We start from the raw sequence: 20,565 nt of genomic DNA on the forward strand, positions 1-20,565 counted from the left end.
CCCTGCTTGCGTTGCCAGGCACGGCGATGGCCGAGAAGGTGCTGCGCATCGGCATGACCGCCGCTGACATCCCGCGCACGCTGGGCCAGCCCGACCAGGGCTTCGAAGGCAACCGCTTTACCGGCATCCCGATGTACGACGGGCTGACCCAGTGGGATCTCTCGAAGGGCAACGGCCCGAGCCTGCTGATTGCCGACCTGGCCACGGAATGGAAAGTCGATACCAAGGACAAGACCAGGTGGGTCTTCAAGCTGCGCCCCGGCGTGAAGTTCCACGACGGCTCGCCGTTCAATGCGGATGCCGTGGTGTGGAACGTGGGCAAGGTGCTCGACAAGACCGCCAGGCAGTTCGATCCCAGCCAGGTCGGCGTGACCGCCTCGCGCATGCCCACCTTGCGTTCAGCCAGGAAGATCGACGACATGACCATTGAGCTGATCACCTCGGAGCCTGACTCCTTCCTGCCGTACAACCTGAGCAACCTGTTCATGGCTTCGCCCACGCAATGGGAGAAGAAGCTCGCCGCGGTACCGGCCTCGGTGACGGATCCGGCGGAGCGTTCCAAGCAAGCGTGGGTAGCCTTCGCCGCCGACGCCTCGGGCACCGGCCCGTTCAAGATGAGCCGTTTCGTGCCGCGCGAGCGGCTGGAACTGGTGAAGAACGCGCAGTACTGGGACGCCAGGCGTGTGCCCAGGATCGACAAGGTGGTGATGCAGCCGATGCCCGAGGCCAATGCGCGCACCGCCGCCCTGTTGTCTGGCCAGGTCGACTGGATCGAGGCGCCGGCACCGGATGCGGTGGCACAGATCAAGAGCCGCGGCTTCGAGGTCTACGCCAACGCGCAACCGCATATGTGGCCGTGGCAGCTGTCGTTCGCGCCCGGATCGCCCTGGCTCGACAAGCGCGTGCGGCAAGCCGCCAACCTGTGTGTCAACCGTTCCGGCCTGAAGACGCTGCTGGGCGGCTATATGGCCGAGGCCAAGGGCATTGTCGAACCGGGCAACCCGTGGTGGGGCAATCCCAAATTCGATATCAAGTACGACGCCGACGCCGCGCGCAAGCTGATGCAGGAAGCGGGCTACTCCGCCGCCAAGCCGCTCAAGGTGAAGGTGCAGGTCTCGGCTTCGGGCTCGGGCCAGATGCAGCCGCTGCCGATGAACGAGTACGTGCAGCAGAACCTGAAGGAGTGCTTCATCGACGTCGACTTCGACGTGGTCGAATGGAACACGCTCTTCACCAACTGGCGCATCGGCGCCAAGGACCCGAGCGCGCACGGCGCCAACGCGGTCAACGTGAGCTTTGCGGCGATGGACCCGTTCTTCGCCATGGTCCGCTTTGTCAGCACCAAGACGCAGCCGCCGGTCTCGAACAACTGGGGCTACTTCGGCAACGCGGAGTTCGACAAGCTGATCGAAACCGCGCGCACCTCGTTTGACGACAAGGGGCGCGACGCGGCGCTGGCCAGGCTGCATGCGCGCATCGTGGAAGAAGCGCCTTTCGTGCTGATCGCGCATGACGTCGGCCCGCGCGCCATCTCCAGGAAGATCAAGGGCGTGGTGCAGCCGCAGAGCTGGTTTATCGACATCGCCACCATGTCGATGGACTAAGCAGCGCATTGCGCGGCTCGCGTGCGAGGCCGGTCCCGGGCCGGCCACGCACAGCGCAATCAAGAGAATGTCCGGCCGGCACGCATCGGCCAGGCACCCCGCAAACCACGGCAGGCGCCCGCGCCTGCCTTCCCGGCCACGATCATGTTCTACCTGCTCCGCCGCTTCATCTATGCGATCCCCATCCTGCTAGGGGTCGCCCTGCTCTGCTTCTCGCTGGTCCATATCGCGCCGGGCGACCCGCTGGTGTCGGTGCTGCCGCCCGATGCTTCCGAGGACCTGCGCCGCCAGCTCACCGCGCTGTATGGCTTCGATAAGCCCTTTCTCGAACAATTCCTGCACTGGCTCACCCGCGCGCTGCATGGGGACCTCGGCACCTCCATCGCCACCAACCGCCCGGTGATGAGCGAAGTGATGACGGCGGTGATCAACTCGGTCCGGCTCGCCACGGTGGCCACGCTGATCGGTTTTACCTTCGGCTGCCTGTTCGGCTTCGTGGCCGGCTACTTCCGGGATTCCGCCGCGGATCGCACCGCCTCCTTCCTGTCCGTGTTCGGCGTGAGCATGCCGCACTACTGGCTGGGCATGGTGCTGGTGATCGTGTTCTCGGTCTTCCTCGGCTGGCTGCCCCCCACGGGAGCGGGCCCGGGTGGTTCCGGCGACTGGGCGTGGGACTGGGAACATATCCAGTACATGGTGCTGCCGGCCGTGACGATGTCGGTGATCCCGATGGGCATCGTGGCCCGCACCATCCGCGCGCTCGTTGCGGAAATCCTCTCCAATGAATTCATCGTCGGCCTGAAGGCGCGCGGCCTGTCGGAGCTGGCGGTGTTCCGCCATGTGCTGAAGAACGTGGCGCCTACCGCGCTGTCGGTGATGGGCCTGCAACTCGGCTACCTGCTGGGCGGCTCCATCCTGATCGAGACCGTGTTCTCCTGGCCCGGCACGGGTTTCCTGCTCAACTCGGCGATCTTCCAGCGCGACTTCCCGCTGTTGCAGGGGACCATCCTCGTGCTCGCCGTGTTCTTCGTGCTGCTGAACCTGCTGGTCGATGCGCTGCAAACCCTGTTCGACCCGCGCATCCAGCGCAACTGACGCCGTAACTGACGCCATCAAGGAAACCGGGAGTCCCCATGGAAATGACTTTGACGAAGCCCGCGCTGCCTGTCGTGCAGCGTTCGCCAGGCTACTGGACCACCGTAGGCCGGCGCCTGCTGCGCAACAAGCTGGCCATGCTGGCCGCGCTGATCCTGCTGGCGCTGGTGCTGATGGCGATCTTCGCGCCAGTGCTGATGCCGGCGGATCCCTACGCCGCTTCCATCCTCAAGCGCCTCAAGCCCGTCGGCACCGAGCACTACCTGCTTGGCACCGACGAACTCGGGCGCGACATGCTGTCCCGCCTGATGCTGGGCGCCCGCCTGTCACTGTTCATGGGCATCACGCCGGTGCTGATCGCCTTCGTGGTCGGCAGCGCGCTGGGCATCGTGGCGGGCTACGCCGGCGGCTGGACCAATACCGTGATCATGCGGCTGGTCGACATCCTGTACGCCTTCCCCTCGGTGCTGCTGGCCATCGCGCTGTCGGGCACGCTGGGCGCGGGTGTGGGCAATGCGTTGTTGTCGCTGACCATCGTGTTCGTGCCGCAGATCGTGCGCGTGGCGGAAAGCGTGACCACGCAGGTACGCAACCGCGAGTTCGTCGACGCGGCGCGCGCCTCGGGTGCGTCGTCGCTGACCATCGTGCGCGCCCATGTGCTCAACAACGTGCTGGGCCCGATCTTTGTCTATGCCACCAGCCTGATCTCGGTCTCGATGATCCTGGCCTCGGGCCTGTCCTTCCTGGGCCTTGGCGTCAAGCCCCCCGAGCCGGAATGGGGCCTGATGCTCAACACGCTGCGCACGGCGATCTATACGCAGCCGTGGGTCGCCGCCCTGCCCGGCGCGATGATCTTCCTGACCTCGATCTCCTTCAACCTGCTCGCCGACGGCATCCGCTCGGCGATGGAAATCAAGGACTGATGCCATGACCGATGCCATGACCGATACCCTGCTCAATGCCGATGTGGGCGGCCCGGCGCAGCCGCTGGTGATCGCGCGCGACCTGATCAAGCACTTTCCGCTCAAATCGAAGCTTCCCTGGCAGCGCGGCGGCGAGGTTCGCGCCGTCGATGGCGTCAGCTTCGAAGTCAGGAAGGGAGAGACGCTGGGCGTGGTCGGTGAATCCGGCTGCGGCAAGTCCACCACCGCGCGGCTGCTGATGCAGCTGATCGAGCAAAACAGGGGCGAGCTGATCTTCGATGCGCTGGGCGTCGGATCGGCCCAGTTGCCCATGAAGCGCTACCGCAGCCAGGTACAGATGGTCTTCCAGGACAGCTACTCCTCGCTCAACCCGCGCCTGACGATCGAGGAATCCATTGCCTTTACGGCGCGCGTGCACGGCATCAGCGCCGCCGAAGCCACCGCGCGTGCCCGCGCCCTGCTGGATCGCGTGGGCCTGGAGCCGACGCGCTTCGCCGGACGCTATCCGCACGAGTTGTCCGGCGGGCAGCGCCAGCGCGTGAACATCGCGCGCGCGCTGGTACTGCGCCCGCGCCTGGTGATCCTCGACGAAGCCGTGTCGGCACTCGACAAATCGGTGGAAGCGCAGGTGCTGAACCTGCTGCTCGACCTCAAGGCCGAGTTTGACCTCACCTATGTCTTTATCAGCCACGACCTGAACGTGATCCGCTACCTGTGCGACCGCGTGATGGTGATGTACCTGGGCAAGGTGGTGGAGGTGGGCGATACCGAGACCCTGTACGCCAACCCATCGCATCCCTACACCCGCGCGCTGCTGGCCTCGATGCCGGCAATGGATCCGGACCGCCGCACGCTGGTCGCGCCGCTGGCGGGCGATCCGCCCAACCCGATCAACCCGCCGTCCGGCTGCAGCTTCCATCCACGCTGCGCCATGGCCGAGGACGTGTGCTCGCGCCGCGCGCCGGTACTGTCGGATGCGCTGGCCGGGCATCCCGTGGCCTGCCTGATGGCCAACGCCGACGGCGGCCACAGCCGGCATCTGCCGGCGGCCGCCGGTCCGCTCGCTGCAACGATTTGAGGGCCTCATCGTGACTGCATCCAACCCCACTCCAGAACCGCAAACTGCCGCGCCCATGGTATCGGTGCGCGATTTGCGCGTCACCTTCTCCGGCGGCGGCAAGACCATCCGCGCCGTCAACGGCGTATCGCTGGAAGTTGCGCCGGGCGAGGCACTCGCCCTGATCGGCGAATCCGGCTCGGGCAAGAGCGTGACGCTGCGTGCGCTGATGCGGCTGCATCCGCCGCGCCGCGCCCGCATGGAAGGCGAGATCCGCATCAACGGCGCCAACGTCACCGCGCTGGATTCGCGCGGGCTGGCCCGCCTGCGCGGCGGCACCGTTGCGATGGTGTTCCAGGAGCCCCTGCTGGCGCTGGACCCCGTCTACACGGTTGGCCAGCAGATCATCGAATGCATTCGCACCCATGCCCGCGTGTCCGCCGCCGAAGCGCGCCAGCGCGCCCTGCGGGCGCTGGAGGCGGTGCGCATTCCCAGCCCGGAGCGGCGGCTGGCGGCTTATCCGCACGAGATGTCGGGCGGCATGCGCCAGCGCGCCATGATCGCGCTGGCGCTGTCGGCCAACCCGAAGGTGCTGCTGGCCGACGAGCCCACTACCGCGCTGGACGCCACCGTGCAGATCCAGGTGCTGATCCTGCTGCGGGAACTGCAGCGCGAGCTGGGCTTGTCGATCGTGTTCGTCACCCATGACATCGGCGCGGCGGTGGAGATCGCCGACCGCGTGGCCGTCATGTACGGTGGGCGCATTGTCGAGGAAGGCCCGATCCGCACCATCCTGCGGGCCGCGCGCCATCCCTACACCATGGCACTGCTGCAAAGCCGCCAGCACGGCATGGACCGGGGCCAGCGGCTGCAGACCATTGCCGGTTCGCCGCCCGACCTGTCCGCCTTGCCGCCCGGCTGCAGCTTCGCCCCGCGTTGCCCGCAGGCGCGTGCGCAATGCCTGCAGGCGGTGCCGCAGAGCGTCGCGCTGGGCGGTGGTCATCGCGTAAGCTGCGTACTGGCCGCCGAGCCAGTTGCCATCGCGCAGGCCGTGGCTTGAGCCGTGCGCTCCGTTCAAGAGCGCACGGTCACAAGTTGCATGCTTTGCCCGCCGTGCAGTCCGTGCCAATATCACCTTTACTGATTGCTTCCCACACCGCTAACCGCATCCATGAACCTGGCCAGCCATCCCTCCCACGCCTTCCTTCCCTACCCGGCAGCGCCGGTCGCCAACGCCGCGAGCGGGCCGCTCGCCGGCCTCACCTTTGCCGCCAAGGACTTGTTCGACGTGGCCGGCTACCCCACCGGCGGGGGCAACCCCCATGTGCTGGCGATGTCGGGCATCAAGACCGCCACCGCCCCAACCGTGCAGCGCCTGCTTGACGCCGGCGCCGCCTTCGTCGGCAAGACCCACACCGATGAACTGGCGTTCTCGATGAACGGGAAGAATGCCCACTACGGCGCGCCGGTCAACGGCGCGGCACCGGGACGCATCACCGGCGGCTCGTCGTCGGGCTCGGCCTCGGCGGTATCCAACGGGCTATGCGACTTCGCGCTAGGCACCGACACCGGCGGCTCGGTGCGCGCCCCGGCCAGCCATTGCGGACTGTTCGGCATCCGCCCCACGCACGGCCGCATCTCGCTCGCGCAATGCCTGGCCCTGTGTGACAGTTTCGATACCTGCGGCTTCTTCGCCCGCGATATCGGCACCTTTGCGCGCGTGGCCGGCGTGCTGCTCGGGGACGATGCAAGGCCGCTGCCCGCCAGCCCGCGCCTGCTGCTCGCCGAAGACCTGTTCCGCATGCCCACCCCTGCCGCGCTGGACGCGCTGCTACCGGTGGTCGGCGGCATCGAGGCCGCCTTCGGCAAAGCCACCCCCGTCACGGTCGCGGATCGCGCGCTGGAAGATATCTGGTGGGCCTTCCGCTACGTGCAGGGCTGGGAAGCCTGGCAAACCGACGGCGCCATGATCGAGCAGTACGGCCTGCAGCTCGGCGCGGACGTGGCCGCACGATTTGCCTTCTCCAAGAGCGTCACGGCCGCGCAGTTCGAAGCATCCAGTGCCATCCGCCGCGCCTTCACCGCCCACCTCGCGGCGCTGCTCGGCAACGATGGCATCCTGATCCTGCCGACCATGCCGGACATCGCGCCCCTGTCGGACGCCGCTGGCGAAGAACTGGAAACCTACCGCAACCGCTCCGCCCAGACCCTCTGCCTGGCGCCCCTGTCCGGCTTTCCCCACCTGAGCCTGCCTCTGGCCGGCCGCGCCGGCGCACCGCTCGGCGTCTCGCTGATGGGCCCCGCCGGCAGCGACCGCAGCCTGATTGCATTTGCAGAAAAGCTGGTGATGGCACTAAGCTGAACCACTGCCCCGATTCCCCCAAGGAGAGCCAGAATGGCCCGAATCCGTATCACCGCCGGCGGCTACCAGTTTGTCGCCGAAACCAATCCCGATGCCCCACAGACCGTGGCGGCCTTCACCAAGTTGCTGCCCTACCGGCAAAAGCTGATCCACGTCCGCTGGAGCGGCGAAGGCTGCTGGATTCCGCTGGGCGAATTCAAGCTGGGCGTGGACTTCGAGAACCACACCAGCCACCCGTCGGTGGGCGACATCCTGTTCTACCCCGGCGGCTACAGCGAAACCGAGATCATCCTGGCGTACGGCAGTTGCTGCTTCGCCAGCAAGATGGGGCAACTGGCGGGCAACCATTTCCTGACGATCGTGGAAGGCAAGGAGAACCTGCGCGCGCTGGGCACCAAGGTGCTGTGGGAAGGGGCGCAGGATGTGAGTTTTGAATTGATGTAAGGCGCGATGCGTACTCGGCGGCGCCAGCCGTCCGAGCACGATCCCGGGCATGTTCAGCGCGCCAGGACTGCCGCGCCCGCTTCCGGCGCCTTCACCCGGAACCACGCCGCATACAGCGCCGGCAGGAACAGCAGCGTCAACGCCGTGGCAATCACCAGCCCGCCCATGATCGCCACCGCCATCGGCCCCCAGAACACCGAGCGCGACAACGGGATCATGGCCAGCACGGCGGCCGCGGCGGTCAGGATGATCGGGCGGCAGCGGCGCACGGCCGACTCGACGATGGCTTCCCAGACCGGCGCGCCGGCGCTGATGTCCTGCTCGATCTGGTCGACCAGGATCACCGAGTTGCGGATGATCATGCCCAGCAGCGCGGTGATGCCAAGCTGCGCCACAAAGCCCATCGGCGCGCTCAGCAGCAGCAGCGTGGCGGCCGCCCCGATCAGCCCCAGCGGCCCGGTCAGGAACACCATCAGCGAGCGCGAAAAGCTGTGCAACTGCAGCATCAGCAGCGTGAAGATGATGAAGATGCACAGCGGCAGCTGCGCGGCAATCGACGCGCCAGCCTTGCCGCTTTCCTCTTCCGCCCCGGCCACGGTGATGCGGTAGCCCGCCGGCAGCGTGGCGCGCAGCTTGTCCAGCTTGGGATTGATCTGCGCCGTCACGGTGGGGCCCTGGATGCCTTCGACCACATCGGACTGCACGGTCACGCCGAAGTCGCGGTTCTCGCGCCAGATCACGCCAGGCTCGGAGCGGAAAGCGATGCGCGCGACCTGGGTCAACGGCACCACGCGGCCGCTGGCGGTGGGTACCTGCATGTTCTGCAGGTCGGACATGGCGTCGCGTTCGTTGCGCGGCGCGCGCATCAGGATGTCGATCAGCTTGTCGCCATCGCGATACTGCCCCACGGCCACGCCGCTCAGCACGGTCTGCGTCACGCGCGCGATGGCGGTGGTGCTGACGCCGAGCGCGCGTGCCTTGTCCTGGTCGATATCCAGGCGCAGCACCTTGACGCTCTCGTTCCAGTTGTCATTGACGCCCAGCGTATTCGGGTTGGCGCTCATCACGGCCTTGACTTCGTCGGCCAGCTTGCGCACGCCGGCGGCATCCGGCCCGATGACCCGGAACTGCACCGGATAAGGTACCGGCGGCCCGTTCGGCAATAGCTTGACGCGTCCGCGCAACTGCGGGAAATCGCTCGCCAGCAGGCTGACGACGCGCTGCCGCACGCGGTCGCGCAGTGCCACCCCGGCCGGCATCACGATCACCTGCGCCACATTGGTCTGCGGAAATATCTGGTCGAGGGGCAGGTAGAAGCGCGGCGCGCCGCTGCCCACGAATGTGGTCAGGCTGGCGATCTCGCGGTCCCCGCGCAGCGCGGCCTCGAAGCGTTTGGCCTCGGCCTCGGTCTGCGCAAAGCTGGTGCCCTCGGGCATCCACAATTCCACCATCAGCTCCGGCCGGCTCGAATCCGGGAAGAACTGTTTCTCGACGAACTTGAAGGCGTACAGGCCAAGGCCGAAGGCCACCAGGGTGATGACGATCACCGTCTTGCGCCAGGTCACGCACCAGTTCACCAACTGGCGGAAGCGGTTGTAGAACGGCGTGTCGAACACCTCATGCTGCTCGCCCTCGCCGGCCGGCCGGGACTTGAGCAGTAGGTAGCCCAGGTAGGGCGTGAAGTAGACAGCGGCCAGCCACGACAGCACCAGCGCCATCGCGGTCACGGCAAAGATGGCGAAGGTGTACTCGCCCACGGTCGAACGCGCCAGCCCCACTGGCAGGAAGCCGGCGGCGGTGATCAGCGTGCCGGTCAGCATCGGCATCGCGGTGGRGGTGTAGGCGAACGTGGCCGCCTCCATCTTGGAGAAGCCTTCCTCCAGCTTGCGCACCATCATCTCCACCGCGATGATGGCGTCGTCGACCAGCAGCCCGAGCGCCACGATCAGTGCCCCGAGCGATATCTTGTGCAGCCCGATGCCGAACATGTTCATGAAGAGGAACGTGACGGCGAGCACCAGCGGAATGGTCAGCGCCACCACCAGCCCCGGCCGCACATCCAGCCGCAGCGGCCTGGTATGCAGGCCGAGCGAGACAAAGCTCACGCCCAGCACGATCACCACCGCTTCGATCAACACMTGCACGAACTCGCCAACCGAGCGCTCGACCGCGTCGGGCTGGTTCTGCACCTGATCCAGCTCGATGCCGACCGGCAACTGCCCGCGCAAGCCATCCGTCGCGGCGCGCAGGTTCTTGCCCAGCGCGATGATGTCGCCGCCCTTCTCCATCGAGATGCCCAGCCCGATCACTTCCTTGCCCTGGAAGCGCATCTTGCTCGCCGGCGGATCGACATAGCCGCGGTAGACATGGGCGATATCGCCCAGGCGGATGTTGGCGGTGCCGTTGGGGCCGCGCAGCACCAGGTTTTCCAGGTCGGCCACCTTGGCGAACTGTCCCGACAGGCGCACCTGCAGGTTGTCGCCAGGCGTCACCAGCACGCCGCTGGCGGTCATGCTGTTCTGCTGGGAGATCTGGTCCGCGATTGCATTGATGTCCAGGCCGAGCTGGGCAAAGCGTGCCTGGTTGAATTCGATATAGACCTTCTCGTCCTGCAGCCCGATCAGCGCGACCTTGGCTACCGACGGCACGCGCAGCAGTTGCTGGCGCACCAGGTCGGCGTATTCGCGCAGTTCCTTGTAGTTGAAGCCATCGGCGGACAGCGCGTAGATCGAGCCGTACACGTCGCCGAACTCGTCGTTGAAGAATGGCCCGCGCACGCCCGGCGGCAGCGTCTGCGCGATGTCGCCGACCTTCTTGCGCACCGTGTACCAGATCTGCGCGGTGTCCTTTGCCGGCGCGGTGTCCTTGAGCTGGAAGATCACCGTGGTCTCGCCGGGCTTGGAGAAGCTGCGGATCTTGTCGGCGTAGGGCACCTCCTGCAACTGGCGCTCGATCTTGTCGGTGACCTGCACCGCGATCTGCTCGGCGGTGGCGCCAGGCCAGAACGCCTGCACCACCATTACCCGGAAGGTGAAGGGCGGGTCTTCGTCCTGGCCGAGCTGGAAGAACGCGAAGAGCCCGCCCAGCAGCAGCACCACCAGCAGGTAACGGGTCAGCGGCTGGTGCTCCAGGGCCCAGCGGGAGAGATTGAAACGGGAATGGTCCATGCTGCGCGCCCTAGTTGCGCACGGCCGGCGCGGACGCCACCGCCTGCAGCGGCCTCACTTTCTGGCCGGGCTTGAGCAGGTGCACGCCCGCGGTGACGATGGTTTGCCCGGCGGACAGCCCCTGCCTGACCTGGACCTCGTTGCCCTGCAGTTCGCCCAGGGTGACCGCGACCGGCTGCACGGTGCCCTTGGCAGCGTCATACACCCAGACCTGGTTGCTACCCTGTTGCTGCAGCAGCGCGGAAAGCGGCACGCGCAGCGTGGCGTTGTCGCCGGTGCGGGTGAATGTCACCACGGCGGTCATGCCGAACTTGAAGTCCGGCGGCGGGTTGGGCACGCTGATGCGGGCCGCATAGGTACGCGTAACCGGGTCGGCCATCGGGGATATCTCCCGCACGCGGCCTGGCAGGGGACGGCCGGGCTCGGCCCAGGTCCGCACCGTCACGTCGGAAATGCCCCGCAGGCGCTCGACCTGATCTTCCGGCAACCCGACCGCCACCTCTTTCTCGGCGGTTTGCGCCACCCGGACAACCGACTGGCCTGCCGCGACTACCTGGCCAACCTCCGCTTCGATCAGCGTCACCACGCCGTCGGCGTCGGCGGTCAGGACGCCATAGGTAGTCTGGTTGGACTGGTTGCGCAGCCCTGCCTCGGCCTGGCGCAGGCGGGAGACGGCGGAGTCATAGGTGGCCTGGCGACGTTGCTGCTCGGCGGCGCTGATGAATTTCTTGGCGAACAGCTCGTTGTAACGCTTGAGATCGGCCTCGGCGAGGTCGCGATCGGTCCTGGCCGCGTCGTACTGGGCACGCGAGCCCGCTTCCGCCAGGCTCAGGTCGGTGGGATCGAGCCGTGCGAGCGGCTGGCCCTTGCGGACTGTGGCGCCCACATCGACCAGGCGGGCAGCGATCTTGCCCCCGACGCGAAAGCCCAGCCGTGATTCGATCCGGGGCCGCACGTCGCCGGAGAACTCGAGATCGGTCTTGCCCGCGCCGGGCCGCACCTGCATCAACCGCACGGGGCGGATTTCAGGTGGGCGCTCGGGCTGGCGATTACAGCCACCCAGCACCAGCAAGCCGGCAAGTACCGGCACCATGAGCCGCGCGCGGGCCGGCAGCGCGCGGCGAGCGGTATCCGCCATCGCCGCAGCAGCTCCGCTGGCATCCACCAGAGTGGAAAAAGGCACATCGACGGCCGCAACTTCCGGCCTGGGAGAAGGCACTGGCATGAGTTAAGCGAGGAATCGGTGAAACAGCGGGCACTGCGGAAGGCGGCGCGTTAATTAATAACTCGCCGGTCAGCAATATATAGGGGACCACCCGAAGGCGTCAAACCACACCGGAAGAACATGCAACGAAAAAAGCACTATTCAGGTGACAAACACGCCGGCGAGCCAATGTGGCGCAAAAAATCGGGGCGCGGCGCGGCGTAACGTCGCAGACGCCATTGTTGCCGGCTGGCGCGCAGCCTGCCGCGCCAGCCATCGCTGCTGGCTGGCGCCGATGACGCACCGCAAGGCCATTAGAGGGCAAATGCTACAATCCGGCCCGTCGCTCGCGCGGCCTCGCCACGGATCGCGGGGCGGCTGTCGCCCACGTTCCCGGCTCTTGGCGCTGCCATGGCGCGTCCCGCGAAAACGCGTGCTGCCGGTTGCACCCAGGYCGGCCCCCATGTTCCGCCAGACAGGCCGCGGCGACGCCCGCAGTCATAAAGCCCCCCAATCACCGACCCGAGACCGGCGTGACGCCCGATCAGTATTGCCAAGAAAAAGCCGCGCAGAGCGGCTCCAGTTTCTATTACAGCTTCCTGTTCCTGCCGCCGGAGCGGCGGCAGGCCATCACCGCGCTCTACGCCTGGTGCAGGGAAGTCGACGATGTGGTGGACGACACCCAGGACGCCAGCGTTGCCCACCAACAGCTCGCCTGGTGGCGCAGCGAGCTTGGCCAGATGTTCAATGGCGCACCCACCCACCCCGTCACCAAGGCGCTCCAGCCGCACGTGCAGGCGTACGGCCTGACGCAGTCGATGTTCGGCGAAGTGCTCGAAGGCATGGAGRTGGACCTGACCCAGTCGCGCTACCTTGATGACATCGCGCTCGCGCGCTATTGCCATTGCGTGGCCGGCGTGGTCGGCACCATGAGCGCGCGCATCCTGGGCTATCAAGATGCGCGCACGCTCGAATTCGCGGAAAAGCTGGGCTTGTCGCTGCAGATGGTCAATATCCTGCGCGATGTCGGCGAGGACGCCCGGCGCGGCCGGATCTATCTGCCGGTCAACACGCTGCAGCGCTTCGAGGTACCCGTGTCCGAGATCAACCAGGCCATCCATTCGGACCGCTTCGTGACGTTGATGCGCCACCAGGCCGAACAGGCTCGCACACTCTACCGGGAAGCGCTGGCGCTGCTGCCCCGCGCCGATCGCCGCGCCCAGCGCGCCGGCCTGGTGATGGGCGCGATCTACCAGACACTGCTTGATGAAGTCGAGGCCAGCGGCTTCCAGGTACTGAACCAGCGCATCTCGCTGACGCCGATGCGCAAGCTCTGGATCGCATGGAAGACCTGGATGGGCAATCGCTGACTGCCGCCTGAGTGCCAGCCGGGCGCGACGGGCTCCTGGCGGCCCGCCTCCGGGTATCATCACGAGTCCTCACGCCCGCTTCCGGGCGTGAGGATTTCCGCATTGTCTCTGCCTTCCCTTCCGCGCAACTGCCATGATCCAATCTCCCCAGCCCCCCTTTCCGCTTGGCCAGGCCATTCTTGACCAGGCTGCCGCCCTGGCGTGCTTCTCGGACATGGAGGGTGGCCTGACTTGCGCCTACCTGACGCCCGCCCACCGCGCCGCGCAGGCGCGGCTGGCCGAATGGATGGAGGCGGCGGGGATGCAGGTTCGCATCGATGCCATCGGCAATGTGATCGGCCGCTATGCCGCCGACCCGGCCGTGGGCGATGCGGCGCGCGTGCTGATGACCGGCTCGCACTTCGACACGGTGCGCAACGGCGGCCGCTATGACGGCCGGCTCGGCATCCTGCTGCCGGTTGCCGTGGTGGGCGCGCTCAATGCCGCCGGCATCCGCCTGCCCTATCACTTTGACGTGGTGGGTTTCGCCGAAGAGGAAGGGCTGCGCTTCAAGACCAGCTTCCTGGCCAGCAGCGTGCTGGCCGGGCGCTTCGACCCGGCTTTGCTGGACCGCACCGACACCGATGGCGTGACGCTGCGCGAAGCGCTGGCCGCCTCTGGCCTGCCGGGCGCGGGCACCATTGAAGCCCTGCAAGCCGCGGCGGTGGACCCCGCTACCCTGCATGGCTTTGTCGAAGTCCATATCGAGCAAGGCCCGGTATTGCTGCACCACGGCCTGCCGCTCGGCGTGGTCACGCAGATTGCAGGCAGCAGCCGCTTCCAGGTACGCGTGCAAGGCCTGGCCAGCCACGCCGGCACCACCCCCATGACCATGCGCAAGGACGCCGCCGCGGCCGCCGCCGAAATGGTGCTGCTGGTGGAACGGCGCTGCGCCGAGGTGCCTGCGCTGGTCGGCACGGTGGGCCAGTTGCAGGTGCCGAACGGCTCAAGCAACGTCATCCCCGCCGAATGCGTGTTTTCCATGGACATCCGCGCTGGCGAGGATGGCATCCGCGAGGCCGCCATTGCCGACATCGTGGCCGGCATCCAGGCGATCGCCGCGCGCCGCGGCCTCGTTGCCGAGGTGGAACGCGTGGCGCCGGTGAACAACGCGCCCTGCGCGCGCTGGCTGATGGACCAGTTTGGCGCGGTGCTGAAAAAGCGCGGCCTGCAAGCCTACGAACTGCCCTCGGGCGCGGGGCACGACGCCATGATGATGCAGCGCATTACCGACGTGGCGATGCTCTTCGTGCGCTGCGGCAACGGTGGCATCAGCCACAACCCGCTCGAGACCATCACCGCGGACGACGCCCAGCAGGCCGCCGAGGCCTTCGTCGACTTCCTGCGGCATTTCCAGCCGCGCGCCTGACACCCCACTGCGGCACGCTTGCGATCCCGGCGCAAATCGTATTGGATGTAGGCACATCCAATCACAAGATCGAAAGATCGAAAGATCACAAAGGAGACACGCATGGCGCGCCGCGAATTGTCGGTACTGACCGAGGGACACACCTTCCTGGAAGGCCCGCGCTGGCACGAGGGCCGGCTCTGGCTCTCGGATTTCTACACGCACAGGGTGATGGCGGTGAGCCTGGATGGCACCGTCGAGCCGATCGCCGAGGTACCGCAGCAGCCTTCGGGCCTCGGCTGGCTGCCGGACGGGCGCCTGCTGATCGTCTCGATGCGCGACCGCAAGCTGCTGCGGCGCGAAGCGGACGGCAGCCTCAGCGTGCATGCCGACCTGTCAGCAGTGGCCAGCGGGCATGTGAACGACATGGTGGTGGACCAGCACGGCCGTGCCTATGTGGGCAATTTCGGCTTCGACCTGATGGCCGGCGCGCCCATGCGCACCGCCAGCCTGGCGCGGGTCGATCCCGATGGCACGGTCACCGTGGTGGCCGACGGCTTGTTCTTTCCGAACGGCTCGGTCATTACGCCGGACGGCAAGTCACTGGTGGTTGGGGAGACGCTTGGCAACCGCATCTCGGCGTTCGATCTGCACGCGGATGGCTCGCTTGGCCCCCGCCGCGACTGGGCGCTGTTCGGCAGCCAGCCTGCCGGCACCGAGCTGGCTCAGGTGCTGGGCGGCGCCAAGGTCGCGCCGGATGGCTGCGCGCAGGACGCGGAAGGCGCGCTGTGGGTGGCCGACGCTATCGGTAATCGTGTATTGCGGGTGATGCCCGGCGGCCATATCGCTGAAGAGATCGCCTGCGGGACGGGCATATTCGCGGCAGCCCTGGGTGGCCCGCGAGGCACCACGCTGTTCCTGGCCGCGGCGCCGAATTTCGATGAGGCCGAGCGCCGCGCCTCCCGCCTGGGCCATATCCTGATGACCGAAGTGGAAGTGCCGCACGCCGGCCTGCCCTGAAAGAGGCCGCCGGCACGGCAACCGGCGGGAAAGTCTTGGGAAGGACCGGGACGCCGCGGGCTGGACGCTGGCGGCGGCTGCAGGCGGGCCTACAGGCCAGAAGTAGGACGCACCCCGATATCCGGATGCCGCGCACTATGCCAAGCTGCGTCATATGCGCGGCCTAGCCGCCCTGGTACATCTCCCGCCCCAGTTCATACAGGTTCTGGCGCAGCTTGCGCCGATCGTCCGGCGAAAGTTTGTCGTTTGGGAGTGCGCGGGGCAAACGCTCGTTCAGATCGCGCTCGGTGCGGTACTTTCCGGCGCGCGCGCGCGCCTCATCTTGCCCGTTGTGCGGGCCGCCCTCACGGAGTCCGGCCTTGCCGGGACCAGGCAGCAAGTGCGCCATGCCAGGCGATTGCGGGTATCCCGCACTGGCAGCAAGGAGCAGCGCGACAGCCGCGCCGGCGCGGTAAAGGGTACGCCCGGCGCGCTTGCGGGTGACTTTCATTGATAATGGCGGTTTTGGCTTCGGAAGCGGCAGTAGCAGGACCGCCGGAAGCCGGAAATCCGGTAGCCCCGCCTCGCCGCCTCATGGCAGTGAGTTTTCACGGCGGAAACCCACGAAAAACCCGTGGGACTGGCTGCGGAAACGGTATGCGGCAGTGTAAACGCAGGGTAGATGCGCGCCCGCATACCACGCGGTAAAGTATGTAACCTTTTGTTAAGCCATTTTGACCGAAAGCGTTTGTCGCTAAGATACCGCCATGGAAAATACCAGTCACAAGATTCTCGTCGTAGACGACGACCCCCGTCTGCGCGACCTGCTGCGCCGCTACCTTGGCGAACAGGGCTTCACGGTACTGGTAGCAGAAAACGCCACCGCGATGAACAAGCTTTGGTTGCGCGAGCGTTTCGACCTGCTAGTACTCGACCTGATGATGCCGGGCGAGGATGGCCTGTCGATCTGCCGCCGGCTGCGTGGCGCCAACGACCAGACGCCCATCATCATGCTTACCGCCAAGGGTGAGGATGTCGATCGCATCGTCGGCCTCGAGATGGGTGCCGACGACTACCTGCCCAAGCCTTTCAACCCGCGCGAGCTGATTGCGCGGATCCACGCGGTGCTGCGCCGCAAGGGCCCCGCCGAAGTCCCCGGCGCCCCCTCCGAAACACCGGAAACCTTCGCTTTCGGCGACTTCGTGCTCAACCTCGCTACGCGCACGCTGACCAAGAACGACGAAGAGATCACCCTGACCACCGGCGAGTTCTCGGTGCTCAAGGTCTTCGCCCGGCATCCGCGCCAGCCGCTGTCGCGCGAGAAGCTCATGGAAATGGCGCGTGGCCGCGAGTACGAGGTATTCGACCGCAGTCTCGACGTGCAGATCTCGCGCCTGCGCAAGCTCATCGAGCCCGATCCGGGCAACCCGCGTTTCATACAAACGGTCTGGGGCCTCGGCTACGTATTCATCCCCGATGGCGTGAAGTAAGGCGCCGCGGATCGTGGCGACTGTCATCAGCCGCACGGCTACGCGCCTGTTCGGTTCGCTGTTCTGGCGAACTTTCATGCTGATCGCCCTCTTGCTGGCGATCTCGCTGGGTATCTGGTTCCAGAGCTATCGGCTCTTCGAACGCGCTCCGCGCGCCCAGCAGGTCGCCATGCAGGTGGTCAGCGTGGTCAAGCTCACGCGCGCAGCCCTGCTCTATTCCGACCCCGCGCGGCGGCGCTTCCTGCTGCTCGACCTGGTGCAGAACGAAGGCATCAAGGTCTACCCGCGTGAGAAAGACGACGATTTCACGGTAGCGACGACAAATCCCTTCCTGACCCCACTGGTGCAGCAGGAGATTCGCAGCCGGCTTGGCGAAGGCACCGTGATCGCGACCACGGTGAACGACATCCCGGGTGTCTGGGTCAGCTTCGAGATCGAAGGCGACGACTACTGGGTCGCGATCAGCCCCGAACGGTTCGAACGCGTGCCCGGCATCCAGTGGCTCTGGTGGAGTATTGCCGCGCTGCTGCTGTCGATCATCGGCGCCGCCTTTATCACGTCACTGGTCAACCACCCGCTCAAGCGGCTGGCCAACGCGGCGCGCGCCATCGGCGGCGGGGGCGACCCGCCCACACTGCCCGAACACGGCGCCAGCGAGGTAGCGCAGGCCAACCACAGCTTCAACCAGATGGTGCGCGACCTGCGCCAACTCGACGACGACCGCGTGGTCATGCTGGCCGGCATTTCGCACGACCTGCGCACACCGCTCACGCGGCTGCGGCTGGAAACCGAAATGTCGCCCGTGGATGACACCACACGCGAGGCCATGATTGCCGACATCGAACAGATGGACGCCATCATCGGGCAATTCCTCAACTACGCCCGGCCGGCGCTGGAGACGGTCGAACCCGTCGACCTGTCCGCCCTTGTCCAGGATGCTGTCGGCGTCTATGGCGCGCACGACGATGTGCGCGTGCATGTACGCGCCAGCGCCCCCGTGATGGCCGTTGCCAACCGCATGGAAGTGCAGCGCATCCTCGACAACCTCGTTGAAAACGCGCGGCGCTATGCCAAGGATGAAGACAACGGGGTGGCGGTCGTCGAGATCAGTACGCGGATAGAAGACAAAGAAGCCGTGCTGACGGTGGCCGACCATGGCAATGGTGTGCCAGAAGCCCAGTTGCCTTTGTTGACGCGACCGTTCTACCGGCTGGATGGCGCGCGCAGCGAAGCGAAGGGGGCGGGATTGGGCATGTCGATTGTCAACCGTATCCTGCAGCGGAATGGCGGGCGCTTGATGTTGGCCAACCGGCCAGCGCCGGCTACGGGGCTGGTTGTCAGTGCGTTTTTCAGGCGGGCGTAAAACGCGCGCAGCCCCGCCGACCCCAAACCCCAGCGCTCGCACTGCGCAAGATCTCAAATCAAGGCGCCGCAACCGATCCGCGATTCGGTTTAGCCGTGAGAAGCGCCCGACGGGCGGGCCACACCATCCCGCGATGCGAAGCGAGCCGTGAAGGTTTGCTCATCCCGTATGGGGCGCCTTCTTTGCCTACTTTCTTGGCGAGACAAGAAAGTAGGTCGCCTCCCCGCAGGGGAGGTGAAACTGCCTTTGACTTTAAGCCATTGACTTTGAAGTTAAGCAGTTACAGTTGACGTTAAATCACAAACGCCAACAACACCCCACCGCCCCCCTCCGCTGACAGGCTTTCGACAGCATTTGATATCAAACTGAAAGCCATTTGACAGCGTAATGACAGCCCCCCCGGCGCAAACTTGCCGCCATCAGCAGGACACCCCCAAACCCAAGCCCAGCCAAAGCCAGTCCCCCGCATAGCTGATCCCGGATCCTGGCTGGCAGCCGACCAAAATCAAGCCTCCGGAACCAACCGGCGGCATCTGCGAGAGACAGCCAAATGTCAAACTCCCCCACCCAGCAACACGGGTTCCGCACCGTGTTCCGCGTCGTCAGCGGCAACTTCCTGGAAATGTACGACTTCATGGTGTACGGCTTTTATGCCGCCGCCATCGCCAAGACGTTCTTCCCCAGCGGCAACGAGTTCGCGTCGCTGATGCTCTCGCTCGCGACCTTCGGCGCGGGCTTCCTGATGCGTCCGCTCGGCGCCATCATCCTCGGCGCGTATATCGACCATCACGGCCGCCGCAAGGGGCTGATCCTGACCCTGGTCCTGATGGCGCTGGGCACCTTGCTGATCGCCTGCGTGCCGGGCTATGCCTCGATCGGCGTGGCCGCGCCATTGCTGGTGCTGGCGGGCCGCTTGCTGCAGGGCTTCTCCGCAGGGGTGGAACTGGGCGGCGTGTCGGTCTACCTCGCAGAGATCGCCAAGCCCGGCAAGAAGGGCTTCTACGTGGCCTGGCAGTCGGCCAGCCAACAGGTGGCGGTGATCTTTGCCGGCCTGCTCGGCGTGGTCCTGCATGCCATGCTGTCGCCCGAGCAGATGGGTGAATGGGGCTGGCGCGTGCCGTTCCTGATCGGCTGCCTGATCGTGCCCTTCCTGTTCCTGATCCGCCGCTCGCTGGAGGAAACCGAGGAATTCAAGACGCGCAAGCATCGCCCCGCCATCCGCGAGATCTACCGCTCGATGCTTGAGAACTGGCGCATCATCATCGCCGGCTGCATGATGGTCGTGATGACCACGGTGTCGTTCTACATGATCACCGCCTACACGCCGACCTTCGGCAAGACCGTGCTCAAGCTCGACGACGTGGACAACCTGATCGTCACCATGTGCGTTGGGCTGTCCAACTTCATCTGGCTGCCGCTGATGGGTGCCTTGTCGGATCGCGTGGGCCGCAAGCCCCTGCTGGTGATCTTCACCATCCTCACCTTGCTCACGGCCTATCCGGCAGTGTCCTGGCTGGTGGCTGAGCCGTCTTTCGGCCGCCTGCTGATGGTCGAGCTGTGGCTGTCTTTCCTGTATGGCAGCTACAACGGCGCGATGGTGGTGACGCTGACCGAAGTGATGCCGCCCGCGGTGCGCACTGCCGGCTTCTCGCTGGCCTACAGCCTCGCCACGGCCTTGTTCGGCGGCTTCACGCCGGCCATCTCGACCTACCTGATCCACAGCACCGGCAACAAGGCCGCGCCCGGCCTGTGGCTGATGTTCGCCGCTGCGTGCGGGCTTATCGCCACGCTGGTGATTTTCCGCGGCGGACGGCAGCACGCCTACGTCGAACCGGCGGCCAGGACGGTCTGAGCTACGCCACGGCGGCCCTGCTGGGGTAGACTCCCCCTTCCGGCAGGGCTGYGCGAGCGGCGGAGGCGGCTGACATCGCGCCGCAACATGGCGCCGCCACCATCGTCGATCGGCGCGCGCGCTGCCGGACACGCGGCCCCCCGCGCCTGGCTATCGGGCTCTTTGAGAATATCAATTAGCCCCGCCTCCGGGGATGACGCATAATCCATGTTCGTTGCGCGGCAGCCCGGGCCTCAAGGCCTGGCTGG

General features: G+C 66.3%; 16 protein-coding genes. 13 read left to right on the forward strand and 3 right to left on the reverse strand.

Annotated elements, in window-relative coordinates:
- Nucleotides 1–2: 2 nt before the first annotated feature.
- The 7 genes from AC1DN0_RS21370 to AC1DN0_RS21400 all read left to right on the forward strand — a co-directional run bounded on the left by AC1DN0_RS21370 (nucleotide 3) and on the right by AC1DN0_RS21400 (nucleotide 7,485).
- On the forward strand, nucleotides 3–1,604 hold the full coding sequence (locus tag AC1DN0_RS21370) for an ABC transporter substrate-binding protein (RefSeq protein ID WP_477145981.1): 1,602 nt from the start codon (nucleotides 3–5) through the stop codon (nucleotides 1,602–1,604).
- A 144-nt stretch (nucleotides 1,605–1,748) separates the two neighbouring features.
- Nucleotides 1,749–2,699 carry an ABC transporter permease gene (locus AC1DN0_RS21375; RefSeq protein ID WP_477111185.1) on the forward strand — a complete coding sequence of 317 codons (951 nt, stop codon included), beginning with the start codon at nucleotides 1,749–1,751 and terminating at the stop codon, nucleotides 2,697–2,699.
- 38 nt (nucleotides 2,700–2,737) lie between these two features.
- Complete coding sequence (locus tag AC1DN0_RS21380; protein ID WP_477111184.1) at nucleotides 2,738–3,622, forward strand: ABC transporter permease; 885 nt, start codon at nucleotides 2,738–2,740, stop codon at nucleotides 3,620–3,622.
- 4 nt (nucleotides 3,623–3,626) lie between these two features.
- The gene (locus AC1DN0_RS21385) at nucleotides 3,627–4,700 is read left to right on the forward strand and encodes an ABC transporter ATP-binding protein (protein WP_441634032.1); all 1,074 of its coding nucleotides are present in this window, start codon (nucleotides 3,627–3,629) and stop codon (nucleotides 4,698–4,700) included.
- Between the two features lie 55 nt (nucleotides 4,701–4,755).
- Entirely contained in the window at nucleotides 4,756–5,739 is a 984-nt protein-coding gene (locus tag AC1DN0_RS21390) for an ABC transporter ATP-binding protein (protein WP_441634044.1), read from the forward strand.
- A gap of 111 nt (nucleotides 5,740–5,850) precedes the next feature.
- Nucleotides 5,851–7,041 (forward strand): amidase, encoded by a 1,191-nt coding sequence (locus AC1DN0_RS21395; RefSeq protein WP_477111183.1) that lies wholly within the window; start codon nucleotides 5,851–5,853, stop codon nucleotides 7,039–7,041.
- 33 nt (nucleotides 7,042–7,074) lie between these two features.
- On the forward strand, nucleotides 7,075–7,485 hold the full coding sequence (locus AC1DN0_RS21400) for a DUF3830 family protein (protein WP_035871016.1): 411 nt from the start codon (nucleotides 7,075–7,077) through the stop codon (nucleotides 7,483–7,485).
- 53 nt (nucleotides 7,486–7,538) lie between these two features.
- On the opposite strand, the gene AC1DN0_RS21405 is transcribed toward AC1DN0_RS21400, so the two are convergent.
- Nucleotides 7,539–10,652, reverse strand: coding sequence for an efflux RND transporter permease subunit (locus AC1DN0_RS21405; RefSeq protein WP_477145982.1), 3,114 nt, complete (start codon nucleotides 10,650–10,652; stop codon nucleotides 7,539–7,541).
- 10 nt (nucleotides 10,653–10,662) lie between these two features.
- Nucleotides 10,663–11,790: an efflux RND transporter periplasmic adaptor subunit gene (locus tag AC1DN0_RS21410; protein WP_477111182.1), complete on the reverse strand. Its 1,128-nt coding sequence runs from the start codon at nucleotides 11,788–11,790 to the stop codon at nucleotides 10,663–10,665.
- Between the two features lie 599 nt (nucleotides 11,791–12,389).
- On the opposite strand from AC1DN0_RS21410, the gene hpnD reads away from it, so the two are divergent.
- From hpnD to AC1DN0_RS21425, 3 genes are all read left to right on the forward strand, one after another.
- A complete protein-coding gene (gene hpnD, locus AC1DN0_RS21415) occupies nucleotides 12,390–13,226 on the forward strand; it encodes a presqualene diphosphate synthase HpnD (protein WP_477145983.1) in 837 nt (278 codons plus the stop codon).
- Nucleotides 13,227–13,359: 133 nt separating this feature from the next.
- On the forward strand, nucleotides 13,360–14,634 hold the full coding sequence (locus AC1DN0_RS21420; RefSeq protein WP_441634023.1) for a Zn-dependent hydrolase: 1,275 nt from the start codon (nucleotides 13,360–13,362) through the stop codon (nucleotides 14,632–14,634).
- 102 nt (nucleotides 14,635–14,736) lie between these two features.
- On the forward strand, nucleotides 14,737–15,633 hold the full coding sequence (locus AC1DN0_RS21425; protein ID WP_035871026.1) for an SMP-30/gluconolactonase/LRE family protein: 897 nt from the start codon (nucleotides 14,737–14,739) through the stop codon (nucleotides 15,631–15,633).
- 163 nt (nucleotides 15,634–15,796) lie between these two features.
- Here AC1DN0_RS21425 and AC1DN0_RS21430 read toward each other — a convergent pair whose 3' ends face one another.
- On the reverse strand, nucleotides 15,797–16,123 hold the full coding sequence (locus AC1DN0_RS21430) for a hypothetical protein (RefSeq protein ID WP_441634021.1): 327 nt from the start codon (nucleotides 16,121–16,123) through the stop codon (nucleotides 15,797–15,799).
- A 256-nt stretch (nucleotides 16,124–16,379) separates the two neighbouring features.
- On the opposite strand from AC1DN0_RS21430, the gene ompR reads away from it, so the two are divergent.
- The 3 genes from ompR (at nucleotide 16,380) to tcuC (ending at nucleotide 20,317) form a co-directional block, all read left to right on the forward strand.
- On the forward strand, nucleotides 16,380–17,102 hold the full coding sequence (gene ompR / locus AC1DN0_RS21435) for an osmolarity response regulator transcription factor OmpR (RefSeq protein ID WP_006576352.1): 723 nt from the start codon (nucleotides 16,380–16,382) through the stop codon (nucleotides 17,100–17,102).
- 13 nt (nucleotides 17,103–17,115) lie between these two features.
- The gene (locus AC1DN0_RS21440) at nucleotides 17,116–18,465 is read left to right on the forward strand and encodes an ATP-binding protein (protein WP_035871030.1); all 1,350 of its coding nucleotides are present in this window, start codon (nucleotides 17,116–17,118) and stop codon (nucleotides 18,463–18,465) included.
- A gap of 550 nt (nucleotides 18,466–19,015) precedes the next feature.
- Entirely contained in the window at nucleotides 19,016–20,317 is a 1,302-nt protein-coding gene (gene tcuC, locus AC1DN0_RS21445) for an MFS transporter (RefSeq protein WP_441634018.1), read from the forward strand.
- Nucleotides 20,318–20,565 lie beyond the last annotated feature (248 nt).

It is taken from the genome of Cupriavidus sp. 05N39 (assembly GCF_056397325.1).